This is a genomic window from Aeromonas jandaei (assembly GCF_037890695.1).
Lineage (GTDB): Bacteria > Pseudomonadota > Gammaproteobacteria > Enterobacterales > Aeromonadaceae > Aeromonas > Aeromonas jandaei.
Genome location: NZ_CP149571.1, coordinates 985,731 through 1,002,022 on the forward strand (window position 1 = coordinate 985,731; position 16,292 = coordinate 1,002,022).

Genomic DNA, 16,292 nt, shown 5'->3' on the forward strand with positions numbered 1-16,292 from the left:
AAGGCTTGCCCAATAAAAATCACCGTGCTAGTTCTAATATCCATTCGCGGTAAAAACCGCCCCAATTTCACAGGATTTCCGGTTGTAACTATGAACATGGCCTCCCGTTTCGTCAGCATTATTGTGGTCCTAGTGGTGATTATTATCTCACCGCTCGGGGCTCGTTTAGCTGCACGGAACAAGGGATAGACCCACCACCGGACAGAACGAAACAAGCGACCCCCGAGCCTCACAGCCCGGGGGTTTTTTTTCGACCAAAGGACAGGATTTTCCACATGAACGGCGCGCAGTTTTTGGTACAGGCTCTCAAAAAACAGGGTGTGACCCAGGTGTTTGGTTACCCGGGCGGGGCCATCATGCCGGTCTACGATGCCCTGTATGACGGTGGTCTGGCCCATCAGCTCTGCCGCCACGAGCAGGGTGCCGCCATGGCCGCGGTCGGTTATGCCCGCGCCTCCGGTCAGGTGGGAGTCTGCATTGCCACTTCCGGCCCCGGCGCTACCAATCTGGTAACCGGTCTGGCGGAGGCGCTGCTCGATTCGGTGCCGCTGGTGGCCATCAGCGGGCAGGTGCCTTGTGCCGCCATCGGTACCGATGCGTTTCAGGAGGTCGACGTGCTCGGCATGTCCCTCTCCTGTACCAAGCACTCCTTCATGGTGACCGATGCCGCCGATCTGGGGCGGGTGCTGGCAGAAGCTTTCGCCATCGCCACCGAAGGTCGCCCCGGCCCTGTGCTGATCGACCTGCCCAAGGATGTGCAACTGGCCGCGGTGCCTGCCCAGAGCCCGCTGTTTGCAGTGGAAGAGCCGGAGGTGCTCAACCCCTCGGAGCTGACCGCAGCCCGCACCCTGCTGGCTGCCGCCAAGCGCCCGGTACTCTACGTCGGTGGCGGAGTGGGCATGGCCAATGCCGAGCAGCAGCTGCGTGACTTTGCCGCCGCCACCGGCATGCCAGCGGTCACCACTCTCAAGGGGATCGGCGCACTCGACCCCGATAGCCCCGTTTATCTCGGCATGCTCGGCATGCACGGCACCAAGGCCGCCAACTACGCGGTGCAGCAGTGCGATCTGCTGCTGGTGGTGGGCGCCCGTTTCGATGATCGGGTGACCGGCAAGCTGGAGGAGTTTGCTCCCGAGGCCAAGGTGATCCATCTCGATGTGGATGCTGCCGAGTTCGGCAAGCGCCGTGCCGCCGAGGTGGGTATCACCACGGATCTCAAGCAGGTGTTGCCACGCCTCACCATGACTCTCGACATCGCCCCCTGGCGTGAACACTGCGCCGCCATGGCCCGCGAATATGCGTTTCGCTACGACCATCCGGGTCAGGCCATCTATGCCCCGGCTCTGCTCAAACAGCTATCTGCCAAGTTGCCGGAGAGCAGCGTGGTCGCCTGCGACGTGGGTCAGCACCAGATGTGGGTGGCCCAGCACATGCGCTTCACCAGCCCGCGCAACCACCTCTCCAGCGCCGGTCTCGGCACCATGGGGTTCGGTCTGCCGGCCGCCATCGGCGCCAAGATGTCGCGCCCGGAGGATGAAGTGGTGCTGGTGAGCGGTGATGGCTCTTTCATGATGAACGTGCAGGAGCTCGGCACCATCCGCCGGGCCCAGCTCAAGGTGAAGATGGTGCTGCTGGATAACCAGCGCCTCGGCATGGTGCGCCAGTGGCAGGAGCTGTTCTTCGACGGCCGCTACAGCGAGACCATCCTCTCCGACAACCCCGATTTCGTCGCCCTGGCTGCCGCTTTCGGCATTCCGGGCGAGACCATCACATGCAAGGAGCAGATAGCCGGCGCCCTCGATCGTCTGCTAGAGAGCGAAGGCGCCTATCTGCTGCATGTGGCTATTTCAGAGGAAGAAAACGTCTGGCCCCTGGTTCCGCCGGGAGTCGCCAACCACCAGATGATGGAGCAACGCCCATGAACCCGCACACCCTTGCCCAGCCAGCATTTGTACAGCACACCCTGCATATCCACGCCCAGCCCAGACCCGAAGTGATGGAGCGGGTGCTGCGGGTGGTGCGTCACCGCGGCTTCAATCTCTGCGCCCTCACTATGGAGACGAGAGCGGAGCAGGATTGCCAACAGCTGCGGATCACGGTTACTGTCGAGTCGGTGCGTCCCATCCAGCAGTTGTGGAGCCAGCTGGTGAAGCTGGTGGACGTCTCCCGGGTCGATGCACTGGAACAGCAACCCCGGATCAGAGCTTAAGGAGCCAAGTCAATGTCACAGCCTTCCCAATCCGCCACTCACCCGCAATACATCTGGTTCAACGGCACACTGGTGCCCTGGCAGGATGCTCAGGTGCACGTGATGAGCCACGCCCTGCACTATGGCTCCTCGGTGTTCGAGGGTGTGCGCGCCTACGACACCCCCAAGGGCACTTGTATTTTCCGCCTGCAGGAGCACACCCGCCGCCTGTTCGACTCCGCCAAGATCTACTGGATGGACGTCCCCTACAGCGAGGCCGACGTGAATGAAGCCTGCCGCACCGTGGTGCGCGAGAACGGCCTGAAGAGCGGTTACCTGCGCCCGCTGGCCTTTGTCGGCAACGTGGGGCTGGGGCTGCATCCGCCGCTGGATGCCAAGGCCGACCTGATGGTGGCCGCCCTGCCGTGGGGCGCCTATCTGGGGGAAGAGGGGCTGAAAAACGGGGTGGATGTCTGTGTCACCTCTTGGAACCGGCTCGCTCCCAACACCATTCCCACCGGCGCCAAGGCGGGCGGCAACTATTTGTCCTCCCAGCTGATCAGCCGCGAGGCCAAGCGCAACGGCTTCGCCGAGGGGCTGGCGCTGGACGTGAACGGCTACCTGAGTGAAGGGGCGGGGGAGAACCTGTTTCTGGTGAAGAACGGCGTGCTGTTCACCCCGCCCGCTACCGCCGCCATCCTACCCGGCATCACCCGTGACACAATCATGACGCTGGCCCGCGATCTGGGTTATGAGGTGCGCGAGCAGGCGCTGCCCCGCGAGGCGCTCTATGTCGCAGACGAGATCTTTATGACCGGCACCGCCGCCGAGGTGACCCCGGTGCGCTCCGTCGATCGGATGAAGGTAGGTGCTGGTTGCCGCGGCCCGGTGACCGAGCAGCTGCAGAACGCCTTCTTCGGCCTGTTCAATGGCCAGACCGAAGACAAGTGGGGCTGGCTGACGCCCGTCAACGACTGATGTAGAGAGGGGAGGCTCCATGCCTCCCCGAGTCGCTTCCGGTGAAGGCGTCTGGCGGTGCCTTCACCAGGATCGATTCCCGGTTCCGAGAGTCACTTTTTCATTTCCAAAGATAATGAGCCCGCTGGGCATTCAGGGAGTAGAGACATGCCGAAGTTGAGATCCGCCACCACCACCCACGGACGTAACATGGCCGGGGCCCGCGCCCTGTGGCGTGCCACCGGAATGACCGATCAGGATTTCGGCAAGCCCATCATCGCCGTGGTCAACTCCTTCACCCAGTTCGTGCCGGGCCACGTCCACCTCAAGGATCTGGGTCAGCTGGTGGCGCGCGAGATCGAAGCCGCGGGTGGTGTTGCCAAGGAGTTCAACACCATAGCAGTGGATGACGGTATCGCCATGGGCCACGGCGGCATGCTCTACTCCCTGCCATCGCGGGAGCTGATTGCCGACTCGGTGGAGTACATGGTCAATGCCCACTGCGCCGATGCCATGGTCTGTATCTCCAACTGCGACAAGATCACCCCGGGGATGCTGATGGCCGCCCTGCGCATCAATATCCCGGTGATCTTCGTCTCCGGCGGCCCGATGGAAGCGGGCAAGACCAAGCTCTCCGACCAGATCATCAAACTGGATCTGGTGGACGCCATGATCCAGGGCGCCGATCCCAAGGTATCGGATGCCCAGAGCGAGCAGGTGGAGCGCAGCGCCTGCCCCACCTGCGGCTCCTGCTCCGGCATGTTTACCGCTAACTCCATGAACTGTCTGACCGAGGCGCTCGGCCTCTCCCAGCCGGGCAACGGCTCCCTGCTGGCGACCCACAGCGACCGCGAGCAGCTGTTCAAGCTGGCGGGTCAGCGCATCGTGACTCTGGCCAAGCGCTGGTATGAGCAGGATGATGCGAGTGCCCTCCCACGCAATATCGCCACCAAGGCGGCGTTCGAGAACGCCATGGCGCTGGATATCGCCATGGGCGGCTCCACCAATACCGTGCTGCACCTGCTGGCGGCGGCGCAGGAGGCGGGTGTCGACTTCACCATGGCCGATATCGACCGCATGTCCCGCAAGGTGCCGCAGCTCTGCAAGGTGGCGCCCTCCACCCAGAAGTACCATATGGAAGATGTACACCGCGCCGGCGGCGTGGTCGCCATTCTGGGCCAGCTGGAGAAAGCGGGTCTGGTGCATGGGGATGCCCGTACCGTGCTGGGTTGCTCCCTCGTCGAACAGCTCAATGAATATGATGTCAGCCGTCAGCCGAGTCAGGAGGTGGTGGACTTCTACCGCGCTGGCCCGGCCGGCATCCGCACCACCAAGGCGTTCAGTCAGGATTGTCGCTGGCCGGAGCTGGATCTGGACAGAGCCGAAGGGTGCATCCGCTCGCTGGATAACGCCTACAGCCAGGAGGGCGGTCTGGCGGTGCTCTCCGGCAACCTCGCTGTCAATGGCGCCATCGTCAAGACTGCCGGGGTGGATGAGGAGAACCTCACCTTCCGTGGCCCTGCCCGGGTGTTCGAGAGTCAGGAGAGCGCGGTGAACGGCATCCTCGACGGTACCGTGAAAGCGGGCGAGGTAGTGGTGATCCGCTACGAGGGCCCGAAAGGGGGCCCCGGCATGCAGGAGATGCTCTACCCCACCACCTATCTGAAATCCATGGGATTGGGCAAGTCGTGCGCGCTGATCACCGACGGTCGCTTCTCTGGCGGTACCTCGGGCCTATCTATCGGCCACATCTCGCCGGAAGCAGCCTCTGGCGGCACTATCGGTCTGGTGGAGGATGGCGACATCATCAGCATCAATATCCCGGCCCGCAGCATGGTGCTGGAAGTGGCCGACAGCGTGCTGGCCGCCCGCCGTGTCGCCGTAGAGGCTCGGGGCTGGAAGCCGCTCGATCGTCAGCGTCAGGTCTCCTTTGCCCTGCGCGCCTACGCCATGTTCGCCACCAGCGCCGACAAGGGCGCGGTGCGCGATCGCTCAATGCTGGGGGAATAAATCATGGTCTCTGCGGCGGATTATCTACGCAAGGTGCTGCTCTCCCCCGTCTATGAGGCGGCGCGGGTCACCCCCTTGCAAACCCTGAAGAAACTCTCCGAGCGGCTCGGCAATCATGTCAGCCTGAAGCGGGAGGATCTGCAACCGGTCCACTCCTTCAAGCTGCGCGGCGCCTACCACAAGATCGCCACCCTCACCGAGGAGCAGAAGGCGCGTGGCGTCATCGCCGCCTCCGCCGGCAACCACGCGCAGGGGGTCGCCCTGTCGGCCGCCAAGCTCGGTATCAAGGCGATCATCGTGATGCCCAAGACTACGCCGGACATCAAGATCGATGCGGTGCGCCGTCAAGGCGGCAACGTCATGCTGTTTGGCAACAGCTTCGACGAGGCCTACGGCGAGAGTCGCCGCCTCTCCGAGCTGGAGGGCTACACCCTGATCCCGCCGTTTGACGACGTCGAGGTGATCGCCGGGCAGGGCACTATCGGCAAGGAGCTGCTGGAGCAGGATACCCACCTCACCCACGTGTTCGTGCCGGTGGGGGGCGGCGGGTTGGCCGCCGGGGTGGCGGTCTATATCAAACAGCTGTTGCCGGATGTGAAGGTGATCGGGGTGGAGGCGGAGGGCTCCGCCTGCCTCAAGGCCGCGCTGGCGGCCGGCGAGCCGGTCAATCTGGATCGCGTCTCCCTGTTTGCCGACGGTGTAGCGGTCAAGCGCATCGGCGAGGAGACCTTCCGCCTGTGCAACCAGTATCTGGACGAGGTGGTGACCGTCTCCAACGACCAAATCTGCGCCGCGCTCAAAGACATCTTCGACGACTGCCGCGCTATTGCAGAGCCGTCGGGCGCCCTGTCGTTGGCGGGCCTCAAGGCCTACAGCGAGCGGGAGCAGGTCAAGGGGGGGCGGATGGCGGCCATTCTGTCCGGTGCCAACGTCAACTTCCACAGCCTGCGCTACGTGTCGGAGCGCTGCGAGATTGGCGAGAAGCGCGAGGGCATGCTGGCGGTGACCATCCCCGAGCGCAAGGGGGCCTTCCTCGACTTCTGCCGTCAACTTGGGCCGCGCATGGTGACCGAGTTCAACTATCGCTACGCCGATGCCGAGCAGGCGTCGCTGTTCGTCTCGGTGCGCCTCACCGGCGGTGACGAGGAGCTCGGCCAGATCATCGATCAGCTCGGTGGCAACGGTTATCCGGTGGTCAACATGACCGAGAGCGAGCTGGCCAAGAACCACGTGCGTTACATGATTGGCGGCCGCCCGGCCCGGCCCCTCGGTGAACGCCTCTACAGCTTCAAGTTTCCGGAGCAACCGGGCGCCCTGATGCGCTTTCTGGAGACCCTCGGCTGTCGCTGGAACATCAGCCTGTTCCACTACCGCAACCACGGTGCCGACTATGGCCGGGTGCTTTGTGCGTTCGAGTTGCCGGACGAGGACGTGGCCGCCTTCCACGACTACCTGCACGAGATTGGCTACGGCTGGAAAGAGGTGAGCGACGACCCTGCCTACCGACTGTTTCTGGCAAGTTGATGGCGCGATCGCGATGAAGAAGGAGGGAGGCGTTGGCCTCCCTTTTTATTGGCAGGCCGCTAACTGGCTGTTTTTAGCGCAGATAATGCAGGCAAGCTCACACTCCTGATGGCTTGGTCATTTGAGGCTGCCAGCGGATGGGATAACCTGAATGCGGCGAGGCCGCCTGACGGCTTCACACAGGGAGAGTGCGCATTCAGGCGCCTAAACGACTTATTGCAGAGGCTAAACATGAATAAATCGATGCTTGCCGTGTTGGTCGGCGGATTGTTGGCTGCGGGCGCCGTGCAGGCGGCTGCTCAGGACAATACCTGGTATGCCGGTGGCAAGGCCGGTTGGTCAAACTACTACGGTGTAGATAAAAACCAGGATATCGCCAGTGCCTTCAATGCTGTAGGCAACAACAGCGAGGACAAGAACGATCTGGGGCTGGGTGCATTTGCCGGTTACCAGCTCAATCCCAACCTCGGGTTTGAACTGGGCTATGACTGGCTCGGCAAGTACAAGATGAGCGGCGGCAGCGGGGCGACGGCACTCGATGGCGAGGTGAAGAGCCAGCTGGTGCAGGCCACCATGAAGATCAGCTTCCCGGCGACCAGCACCCTTGATCTCTATGGTCGTCTGGGTGGTGGCTATGCCTGGACGGATAGCAAGATCAGCGATGCAGCAGGCAGTGCCACCGGCAAGAAACATGGTGCCGCCTTTGTCGGGGCGCTGGGTGCCGAGTACACCATCGACCAGAACTGGGCGGCGCGGCTGGAGTATCAATACACCACCCCGCTGGGCGACACCTCCATCGATCGTTCAGGCATCGAGCTGGACAACGGCTTGCTGGCGTTTGGCATGCTCTATCGCTTCGGCCAGCAAGGGGAGGCCGCTCCGGCTCCAGCTCCGGTCGTTGCTGCCCCGGCTCCGGCCGTGGTGGTAGCACCCAAGGAGTTCAGCCTGAGCTCCGACGTGCTGTTCGAGTTCAACAAGGCGACTCTCAAGCCGGCCGCCAGCGAGGCGCTCGATGCCCTGTTCAGCCAGATCGTGGCCGCCAATCCGAAGGACGGGGTGGCCACCGTGATCGGCTACACCGACCGTATCGGCTCAGACAATTACAACCTCGCCCTCTCCGAGAAGCGGGCCCAGAGTGTGGCCAGCTATCTGGTGGCCAAGGGACTCTATGCCGACAAGGTTCGGGTCGAGGGGCGTGGCAAGGCCAATCCGGTAACCGGCAGCAACTGCGCCAGCCACTCCAAACAGGCGCTGATCGCCTGTCTGGCGCCGGATCGCCGGGTCGAAGTCCATCTGGAAGGGGTTTCCCATCCGGCTCAATAAGATGGCAAGAAAAGCGGGAGGCCTGGCCTCCCGTTTTTTATGGACAACAGGTAGTGCAAGGCAATGAATCAGCGAATATTTTCGATATGGAAAATATCGGTGATATGGGAGGTAAATAAATAGATGAAAAAATATCGATTTAAACTTTGCTCCCGCAGAGCCTTTTGGTTAGAATCCCTGCGTGTTATCAACAGATGGATGAATATTATGGACTGCGACAGTTGTAGCCGATTGCAAATCGCGATGCGGGTTTACCAGAGCTGAGGCCGAATATTCTCTCTTTTCCTCCTCACTCTGATTGCTCGAACGTAGCATTAGAGTGCAGCATTTCAATGAGTCACCACTGACTCCCGCAATAGCCAAGGCCCCGTTTTAACAGGGATTGTCGTTGCAAACCGGATTGTTCCACTCATCTGCGAGCCGCACCGCCTCGCGAATCATGTAATCGCACGCTTCATCGTCGCCCCTGTTGCGCTGCAAGTCCGTGTTGCCGTCGAGCAGCATCTGACTGGCCGTTGAGCAGCCGGAGCGCGAGCGGGCGTCGAAGAACAAGATGAATTCTACCATATTGAAAACGGCTCTGTTTTCGATAGGCGTGGTTGCGAATAAATATATCTTGGGTTTATTTGAAATATATATCTGGTGGTTTTAATTTTCCGCTGAAATATATTTCATGGTCTGTCACTTCTCTGTGAATGGCCAAATGAAACATGCCTGATATTATTTGACTCGCGCCATTATCTTGTAGTTCGCAATTGTTATCCTGATTTTCGTTATCACTTACTGGCACTGCTGGCGGATACCCGTATCCGGCCATGTGCCCTGGCAAACTCGGAGGAAAACCGATGACCGAAGAGCCCAAACCTCGACCCTCGGGGTCCACGCCCCCCCACTCCTGATCCCCCTGCGGGGACGGGATGCGGTGTCCTGACCCCTGATCTGACCCAACCATGCTGGTTAGCGCGACGGCAGACATTTGTCTGACGGGCTACCCCGTGCGCGGCGATTGAGCGCATCGGCAGCATGTTGGGTTCACAGCCTTCGATATCAGTACTGACGCCAGGCCAGGCCCGCGACGGGGCCCGCTTGCGCGTAAAAATCAGGATAAAGAGCCATGAAACAACAACATACCGCCAGCCGGCACAAGCAGAAGGGCTTTGTTGCGCCGGGTACGCAGAGAGAGAAGATCTCCTCCCGGGTGCTCGACGAGGCCGACAAATCCCTCGAGTACACCCTCACCGCCGTGCGCAGCAACATCGATGGTCTGACCGCGACCGAGGCAGCCAATCGACTGGCCGAGTTCGGCCTTAACGAGGTGAATCACGACAAGCCGCCCCATGCGCTGATCCAGCTGCTGCAGGCGTTCAAGAACCCCTTTGTAATGGTGCTGATCGCGCTGGGTCTGGTCAGCTACGTCATGGATGTACTGATGGCCGAGCCGGGTGACGAGGATTGGGTCAAAGTGATCATCCTCGGCGTGATGGTCAGCCTGAGCGGCCTGCTCCGTTTCTGGCAGGAGTATCGCTCCGCCAAGGCGGCCGAGGCGCTCAAGTCACTGGTACGCAATACCGCCACCGTGCAGCGCCGTCCCTCGCCGGGGGCGACCCCCCAGCGCAAGGAGGTGGCGATGACCGAGTTGGTGGTCGGTGACATTGTGCACCTGCAGGCAGGGGACATGATCCCGGCCGATATCAAGCTGATCGAATCCCGCGATCTTTTCATCAGCCAGGCTGTGCTGACCGGCGAAGCACTGCCGGTTGAGAAGTACGACACTCTGGGCGCTGTGGCCGGCAAGTCGGCGGAAGGCTCCGGCGCTGGCGATGGCGGGATGCTCGATCTGCCCAACATCTGCTTTATGGGGACGAACGTGGTGAGCGGTACCGCCCGCGCCGTGGTGGTGGCCACCGGCAGTGATACCTACTTCGGTTCGCTGGCCCGCAATGTGGTGAGTCACAAGCGTATCGAGACCAGCTTCGATCGCGGCGTAAACAGCGTCACCAGGCTGCTGATCCGCTTCATGCTGGTGATGGTGCCCATCGTCTTTATGCTCAACGGCATCAGCAGTGGTGACTGGATGTCGGCGCTCACCTTCGCGCTGGCAGTGGCGGTGGGCCTCACCCCAGAGATGCTGCCGATGATTGTCTCCGCCAACCTGGCGCGCGGCGCGGTGGCGATGGCCAAGCGCAAGGTGGTGGTGAAGCGGCTCAACTCGGTACAGAACTTTGGTGCCATGGATGTGCTCTGCACCGACAAGACCGGCACCCTGACCCAGGACAAGATCATCCTCGAACACCACTACGACGTGCGTGGCAACCGGGACGACCGGATCCTGCAGCTGGCCTGGCTCAACAGCTTTCATCAGAGCGGCATGAAGAACCTGATGGATATCGCGGTGATCGAGCACGCCGACGCCCTGGGTGAGAGCTGCAAGCCGGCCAACTATGGCAAGGTGGACGAGCTGCCGTTCGACTTCGTGCGCCGTCGTCTGTCAGTCATTGTGCAGGACGATCTGGGCCAGCAGCTGATGGTCTCCAAGGGGGCGGTGGAAGAGATGCTGGCCGTCTCCGGCCATATCGCCGATGGCAAGGAGATCCGCGCACTGACCGACGCCGATCGCCGTGCCTTGCTGCGCCAGAGCGAGGAGTTCAACGCCGAGGGGTATCGGGTGCTGATCGTGGCAACCCGCGAGATCCCGGCGGGCGAGCGCAAGCAGAGTTATCGCACCAGTGACGAGGTCAATCTGGTAGTGCGCGGCTTCCTCACCTTCTTCGATCCGCCCAAGGATTCGGCCGCACCAGCCATCCGCGCGCTGAACGACTATGGCGTGGCGGTCAAGGTGCTGACCGGTGACAACCCCATCATCACCAGCAAGGTGTGTCGCGATGTGGGGCTGGAGCCCGGCGTGCCGCTGCTCGGCAAGGATATCGAAGGGATGGACGACGTGGCGCTGTGCGAAGCGGTCAAGCAGACCACCATCTTTGCCAAGCTCACCCCGCTGCAGAAGTCGCGGGTGGTGAAGGCGCTGCAGGCCAACGGCAATACCGTCGGTTTCCTTGGTGACGGCATCAATGACGCGCCGGCGCTGCGGGATGCGGACGTGGGGATCTCGGTGGATAGCGGTGCCGACATCGCCAAGGAGACCGCCGACATCATCCTGCTGGAGAAGAGCCTGATGGTGCTGGAGGAGGGGGTGATCAAGGGGCGCGAGACCTTTGGCAACATCTTGAAGTACCTCAACATGACCGCAAGCTCCAACTTCGGCAACGTCTTCTCGGTGCTGGTCGCCTCCGCCTGGCTGCCCTGGGCGCCCATGCTGGCGATGCAGATGCTGATCCAGAATCTGGTGTATGACGTCTCCCAGATGCTGCTGCCGTGGGACAAGATGGATCCCGAGTTCCTCAAGCGGCCGCGCAAGTGGGAGGCGAGCAACATCAAGCGCTTCATGCTGTGGCTTGGCCCGACCTCATCGGTGTTCGATATCAGCACCTACTGCCTGATGTGGTTCGTGTTCGGTGCCGGTGCCCTCTATGCCACCGCCAACGGCAGCATGGATCCACTGGTCAACGGTCAGGCCATCATGAATTCCGGCTGGTTTATCGAGGGGCTGGTGTCGCAGACGCTGGTGGTACATATGCTGCGTACCCGCAAGATCCCGTTCCTGCAGAGTACAGCTACCCTGCCGGTGCTGCTCTCCACCTCGATCGCCATTGCTATCGGCTGCTACCTGCCCTTCTCGCCAGTGGCTGAGCACTTCGGCTTCATCACTCTGGATGGGCCCAAGTACTTCATGTGGCTGGTGATCACCATGCTGGCCTACATGGGGCTGACCCAGACCGTCAAGAGCATCTACATCAAGCGCCACGGTCAGTGGTTCTGATGAAGAGCTAGCAAAAAGGCCGGGGTGATCCCGGCGCGACAGAAAAAAGAGAGCCAGCCCGCGCAAGCGGACTGGCTCTCTCTATTTGGTGTGACCTGACTACCTTGTTGGCGAGTAAAGGTCTGTGACTCAGAGTTTGAACAGCGGGCGCAGGCGAATACCGATCAGGCTACCGGCGAGGGCCATCAGCATCCAGACCCAGCCGTGCAGGCTGCCGGAGGCGGTGCCGTCGAAGAAGCCGCCGAGGTTGCAGGCGCTGTACATGGCGCCCATCCCCATCAGCAGGCCGCCGAGGATGGATGCCAGACTGTTGCCGATCCGCATCGGGGCGAAGTTGCCACCACCGCTGATGCAACGCGCCAGCATGGCCCCCAGAATGCCGAGCCAGAACATGCCGACCATGGGATTGATGAAGAGTGGCTGGGCCAGCTTGGGGTTGCCCTCGAACAGGCCGAACAGAGAGGCGCCGCGCAGCGCCATGTCATAGACGGCGCCGGTGATGGTTCAGGCCGAGCCGTGCAGGGCGACGACAGTGGAGTTGAGCACCGCGATGATGATGCCGCCGGTCAGCACGGTGAAGCGGCCATCGCGCCAGAACAGGTTGCCGCCGCTGAAGAGGGGCTTGAGCTCGCCGGTGCGCTTGAGTTCGCTGTTGCGAAACAACAGGAACAGAACGGCGACCAGCGCCAGGTTGAGCAGCATGCCGCTCCAGATATTGCCGGTCAGATCCTTGGCCAGCACCACATGGCTGGAGAAGGTGGCCTCCAGTTCGGGGCGGAACTGGTTGCTGATGAGGGTGCCGATGCCGTAGCAGATCAGCACCAACCAGAAGCGGGGTTGCCCCTCGCCGCAGCAATAAAGAGTACCGGTGGCACAGACGCCTGCCAGCTGCATGCCGATGCCGAACAGGAAGGCACCGACGATGAAAGGAATGCCGATAGCCATCACGTTACCCACCATGGCATCGCCAAACAGGGCGTGACTAAAGGAGAGGAAGGTGGTGAACAGCAGAATTTCGATGGCGATGGTGAGCAGGTGAACCCGCACGTAGTAACTGTTGCGCTTGGTCAGCATTTCGCGCCAACCGAACACGATGCCGAAGCGGCTGAAGGAGAGGGTGAAGCCGAAGCCGAATCCGATCAGGGCCATCAGAGCCCATTTCATACCAAAGGTGTTGCCGAGCCAGAGTAACGCTCCCCCCGCGATTGCCACGATGGGGAGCGACCATTTTCGATTCATGCCAGTTGATCCTTGTAGTTGGTTATTGAAGGGGCGGATCCTATTCCCTCAGGGAGTCCAACACCACCCATTTTGCCAATGATTGAAAAAATGGGCGGTGGAGTCGCTCGGCTATGGCCGACCGGGTGATTCAGTGCTGCAGGGTGTCGAGATGGAAATGACGGGTCTGTTTGGTCAGGATGCGGGCATGCTGGGCCACCATGGTCGCCTCTTCGGCGGCGTGGCTGGCGTTTTGATTTACCTCGGTTGCCAGTCGGGACAGTTCACTAACCTGATGATGGATCCCCTGCACAAGCCGGGTTTCATCGCCCATCAGTTGATCGACCTGAGCGATGCGCTGATTGATCTCCTCGCAGCTCTGTTCTATCCGGGCGACGCTCTGGCGTGCTGTCACCGCGTGGGTGACCGCCTGTTCGACCCGGGCCAGTTCGGTATCCATCTCGTTGGCGGCGCGCTGGCTGACATCCTGGATCTTGCCGATGATGGTATTGATCTCGGTAGTGGCGCTGCCGGTGCGGGTCGCCAGCGAGCGGACTTCATCGGCCACGACGGCAAAACCGCGCCCCTGTTCGCCTGCCCGGGCTGCTTCAATCGCGGCGTTGAGCGCCAGCAGATTGGTCTGCTCCGCAATATCGTGAATGGCGCCAGCCAGCCCGGCAATCTGCTGCGAAAGGCCAGCCAGATCTGAAATGGTGCTGGATACCCGCTTTACTCCAGTGGCTTGCTCCTCGATCACCTGCTCCACGGTGCGCATGGCGCGTGATGCTTCTTGTGCCCGCTCGGCTGACTGGAGGGTTCGGTCCCCCACTTGATGGAGTTGACTACCCGCCTGCTCGATGGAGCGAGTGAGCTGTTCGATAGCCTGTTCGATATGTTGAGCTGCTCCGACCTGCGCCTGGCTGTCATCGGTGTACCGTTGTGCCATCGACGTCAGGTTGGTGGCACGATCATCGAGAGTGCTAGCGCTGCGCTGCAGCGACTCGACCAGGGTGGCAAGCTGATCGCGCATGGTTCCGATCTGGCGGATTAGCTCGCCGATGGCATCGAGGCCAGGTTCCGGCATGGGACGGTTCAATTCCCCTTCGGCAATGGCGGCGGTAGCCTTGCCGGCGGCCATCAGGCGCTGCTGGGTGGGTCGCCCCAGCCAGAAGATGAGTCCGCCGCCCAGTAGAGCTGCGCACAGCAAGAGGCCATAGCAGAGCCGGGTTGTACTGGCGAGATGGGCCATCTGCTCGGCGGCATACTGGTTGCCGCTGATGACGGTGGCATCCACTCCGATCCGGTGGGCGTTATAGAGGGTTCGCAGGCGTGCAGCAATCGCACCCGCCTGCGCCAGATCCCCCACCTTGATGGCGGGGACAAACTTGTCGTTGAGCAACTGCCAGAACAGCTCCCCCTGCTGTTTCTGTTCCCCCAATAGCAGCCGTTTGAGTTGCTCGTTCAGGTTGCTCTCCTGCCAGAAGCGGTTGCGCTCTTCGAACTCCTTTTGCAGGCGTGCGAGAGTCTGAATCAATCCCTCCCGCTCCTCCGGTTTTGCATGGAGCAGGGTATAGACCTGCAGTTGGGATTCGATGAGGTAGAGCGGAGGTGGCAGGATGTCGGCGACCACGTCCTTGCCTTGTCCCATCTGGTCGGCTGCACTCCTGAGCGAATAGAGACCCAAAAAGCTGATTGATATCAGTACGATAATGACCAGTACCCCAAGCAGCTGGCTAAAGAGCAGTGAACGGTCGTGAATTTGCCTGAACATGATGCCTCCATGCGGTGTTGTCCATGGATAGCATAGCGTCATTATCAGGATGGTGATTCAATCGTGACTGGCGTGAGATGACGAGAAAAGTTCTGCTGCCGAGGTTTGCCCCGGCACGACGGCCGGGGCAGGATGACAGGGTTTACTCTTTGGTCGGTGCAGACTTGGTGTTGCCGCTGCGCAGCCCATCCAGCGTAAAGATCACCAGCGCGCTCCAGATGCAGGCGAAGGTGATGAGCTTGTCCATTGCCAGTGCCTCACCGTAGAGGGTGACGGCCAGGATGAACATCATGCTGGGGCCTATGTACTGGAAGAAACCCAGGGTGGAGAGCTTGAGCCGGGTGGCCGCCGCTGTGAAGCAGAGCAGGGGAGCCGTGGTGACGGCGCCAGCGGCGATCAGCAGCAGGTTGAGCTGCCAGCCGTTCTCCGTCATGTTGCTGGTCGGGCTGTCTGCGATGCCCCACAGGTAGAAAGCGGCCGCAGGCAGCATGATGAGCGTCTCCAGCAGCAGGCCGGTGAGGGCATCGAGGGCCAGCTTTTTGCGCACCAGACCATACAGAGCGAAGCTCGACGCCAGCACCAGCGCGATCCAGGGCAGGGAGCCGAAGGCGATAAGCTGGATTGCCACTCCGATAAAGGCGAGGGCGACCGCCCACCACTGCAGGCGGCGCAGCTTCTCGCTCAGAAACAGCATGCCCAGCAGCACGTTGAACAGCGGATTGATGTAGTAGCCGAGGCTGGCATCCAGCATATGGCCGTTGTTGATGGCCCAGATGAAGAGCAGCCAGTTGCCCCCCACCGTGAAGGAGGTAAAGGTGAGGGTAAGCAGCACTTTCGGCCGACGCAGCACCGCCTGCACCTTGTGCCACTGGCGGCCCAGCAGGACCAGCACCATCAGCAGGGCGCATGACCAGATCACCCTGTGGGTGAGGATCTCGATGGCCGGCACGGCGGCAATGGTTTTGAAATAGATCGGGGCTACGCCCCAAAGGGTATAGGCGCTCAGGGCGTAGATGATCCCCTCGCGCTGGGTCTGTTGCGACATGCAGATAGCCTTCACTGGAGTGTGGATGTTGGAAAAACATCGCAAAAAATCAGTGTAGCGATCCTTGTGCGGGGAAAGAAGCGAATAAAGCGAAGTCTGGGGGAGGAGAGGGATCAGCCTTTGCCGCGGCGGATCTTGTCTACATCCATCAGCAGCCACAGCATCAGGGCGATAGCGGAGATCCAGGGGCCCCAGGTCACGTAGGCCTCGCCGTGCCCCAGCACGAAGAAGAGCAGGGGCAAACCGATCACCAGAAACAGGACACTTCCCAGAAAAAATAGCATTTTTGTCTTTATATTTAATGGCTTGCTTATTTGATGATTATATCGATTGTGCCGCCTGATGGAAGACCGAAATGCAAAAGGGGGGATTTCTCCCC

The 16,292-nt window shown here is 61.2% G+C and carries 11 protein-coding genes and 1 pseudogene; 7 read left to right on the plus strand and 5 right to left on the minus strand.

Going from position 1 to position 16,292, the window contains the following annotated elements; genetic code table 11:
- Window positions 1–275: 275 nt before the first annotated feature.
- The 6 genes from ilvG (at window position 276) to ompA (ending at window position 8,002) form a co-directional block, all read left to right on the plus strand.
- Complete coding sequence (gene ilvG / locus WE862_RS04825) at window positions 276–1,922, plus strand: acetolactate synthase 2 catalytic subunit (RefSeq protein WP_042031948.1); 1,647 nt, start codon at window positions 276–278, stop codon at window positions 1,920–1,922.
- Window positions 1,919–2,209 (plus strand): acetolactate synthase 2 small subunit, encoded by a 291-nt coding sequence (gene ilvM, locus WE862_RS04830; RefSeq protein ID WP_042031947.1) that lies wholly within the window; start codon window positions 1,919–1,921, stop codon window positions 2,207–2,209. Before ilvG ends, ilvM begins: the two co-directional genes overlap by 4 nt.
- A 12-nt stretch (window positions 2,210–2,221) precedes the next feature.
- On the plus strand, window positions 2,222–3,166 hold the full coding sequence (locus tag WE862_RS04835; RefSeq protein ID WP_011707859.1) for a branched-chain amino acid transaminase: 945 nt from the start codon (window positions 2,222–2,224) through the stop codon (window positions 3,164–3,166).
- Between the two features lie 147 nt (window positions 3,167–3,313).
- Window positions 3,314–5,155, plus strand: a complete 1,842-nt coding sequence (ilvD, locus tag WE862_RS04840; RefSeq protein WP_042031946.1) for a dihydroxy-acid dehydratase — start codon at window positions 3,314–3,316, stop codon at window positions 5,153–5,155.
- A gap of 3 nt (window positions 5,156–5,158) precedes the next feature.
- Window positions 5,159–6,679 (plus strand): threonine ammonia-lyase, biosynthetic, encoded by a 1,521-nt coding sequence (gene ilvA / locus WE862_RS04845; RefSeq protein ID WP_042031945.1) that lies wholly within the window; start codon window positions 5,159–5,161, stop codon window positions 6,677–6,679.
- 231 nt (window positions 6,680–6,910) lie between these two features.
- Window positions 6,911–8,002, plus strand: coding sequence for a porin OmpA (gene ompA, locus WE862_RS04850; RefSeq protein WP_042031944.1), 1,092 nt, complete (start codon window positions 6,911–6,913; stop codon window positions 8,000–8,002).
- Window positions 8,003–8,374: 372 nt separating this feature from the next.
- Here ompA and WE862_RS04855 read toward each other — a convergent pair whose 3' ends face one another.
- Entirely contained in the window at window positions 8,375–8,569 is a 195-nt protein-coding gene (locus tag WE862_RS04855; RefSeq protein ID WP_042031943.1) for a hypothetical protein, read from the minus strand.
- A gap of 547 nt (window positions 8,570–9,116) precedes the next feature.
- Here WE862_RS04855 and mgtA point away from each other — a divergent pair.
- A complete protein-coding gene (gene mgtA / locus WE862_RS04860) occupies window positions 9,117–11,879 on the plus strand; it encodes a magnesium-translocating P-type ATPase (RefSeq protein ID WP_042031942.1) in 2,763 nt (920 codons plus the stop codon).
- A 129-nt stretch (window positions 11,880–12,008) separates the two neighbouring features.
- Here mgtA and WE862_RS04865 read toward each other — a convergent pair.
- From WE862_RS04865 to WE862_RS04880, 4 genes and pseudogenes are all read right to left on the minus strand, one after another.
- A pseudogene (locus WE862_RS04865) lies at window positions 12,009–13,043 on the minus strand (YeeE/YedE thiosulfate transporter family protein).
- A 205-nt stretch (window positions 13,044–13,248) separates the two neighbouring features.
- Complete coding sequence (locus tag WE862_RS04870) at window positions 13,249–14,868, minus strand: methyl-accepting chemotaxis protein (RefSeq protein ID WP_042031941.1); 1,620 nt, start codon at window positions 14,866–14,868, stop codon at window positions 13,249–13,251.
- Window positions 14,869–15,010: 142 nt separating this feature from the next.
- Window positions 15,011–15,913, minus strand: a complete 903-nt coding sequence (gene rarD, locus WE862_RS04875) for an EamA family transporter RarD (protein WP_042031940.1) — start codon at window positions 15,911–15,913, stop codon at window positions 15,011–15,013.
- Window positions 15,914–16,026: 113 nt separating this feature from the next.
- Complete coding sequence (locus WE862_RS04880) at window positions 16,027–16,197, minus strand: hypothetical protein (protein ID WP_005341999.1); 171 nt, start codon at window positions 16,195–16,197, stop codon at window positions 16,027–16,029.
- Window positions 16,198–16,292: the final 95 nt, after the last annotated feature.

What these genes read in the sequence shown, in the direction of transcription:
- WE862_RS04855 (WP_042031943.1), bottom strand. Translation starts at nt 8,569, where the DNA reads ATGGTAGAATTCATCTTGTTCTTCGACGCCCGCTCGCGCTCCGGCTGC.
- ompA (WP_042031944.1), top strand. Translation starts at nt 6,911, where the DNA reads ATGAATAAATCGATGCTTGCCGTGTTGGTCGGCGGATTGTTGGCTGCG.
- mgtA (WP_042031942.1), top strand. Translation starts at nt 9,117, where the DNA reads ATGAAACAACAACATACCGCCAGCCGGCACAAGCAGAAGGGCTTTGTT.
- ilvM (WP_042031947.1), top strand. Translation starts at nt 1,919, where the DNA reads ATGAACCCGCACACCCTTGCCCAGCCAGCATTTGTACAGCACACCCTG.
- WE862_RS04835 (WP_011707859.1), top strand. Translation starts at nt 2,222, where the DNA reads ATGTCACAGCCTTCCCAATCCGCCACTCACCCGCAATACATCTGGTTC.
- WE862_RS04870 (WP_042031941.1), bottom strand. Translation starts at nt 14,868, where the DNA reads ATGTTCAGGCAAATTCACGACCGTTCACTGCTCTTTAGCCAGCTGCTT.
- ilvA (WP_042031945.1), top strand. Translation starts at nt 5,159, where the DNA reads ATGGTCTCTGCGGCGGATTATCTACGCAAGGTGCTGCTCTCCCCCGTC.
- rarD (WP_042031940.1), bottom strand. Translation starts at nt 15,913, where the DNA reads ATGTCGCAACAGACCCAGCGCGAGGGGATCATCTACGCCCTGAGCGCC.
- WE862_RS04880 (WP_005341999.1), bottom strand. Translation starts at nt 16,197, where the DNA reads ATGCTATTTTTTCTGGGAAGTGTCCTGTTTCTGGTGATCGGTTTGCCC.
- ilvD (WP_042031946.1), top strand. Translation starts at nt 3,314, where the DNA reads ATGCCGAAGTTGAGATCCGCCACCACCACCCACGGACGTAACATGGCC.
- ilvG (WP_042031948.1), top strand. Translation starts at nt 276, where the DNA reads ATGAACGGCGCGCAGTTTTTGGTACAGGCTCTCAAAAAACAGGGTGTG.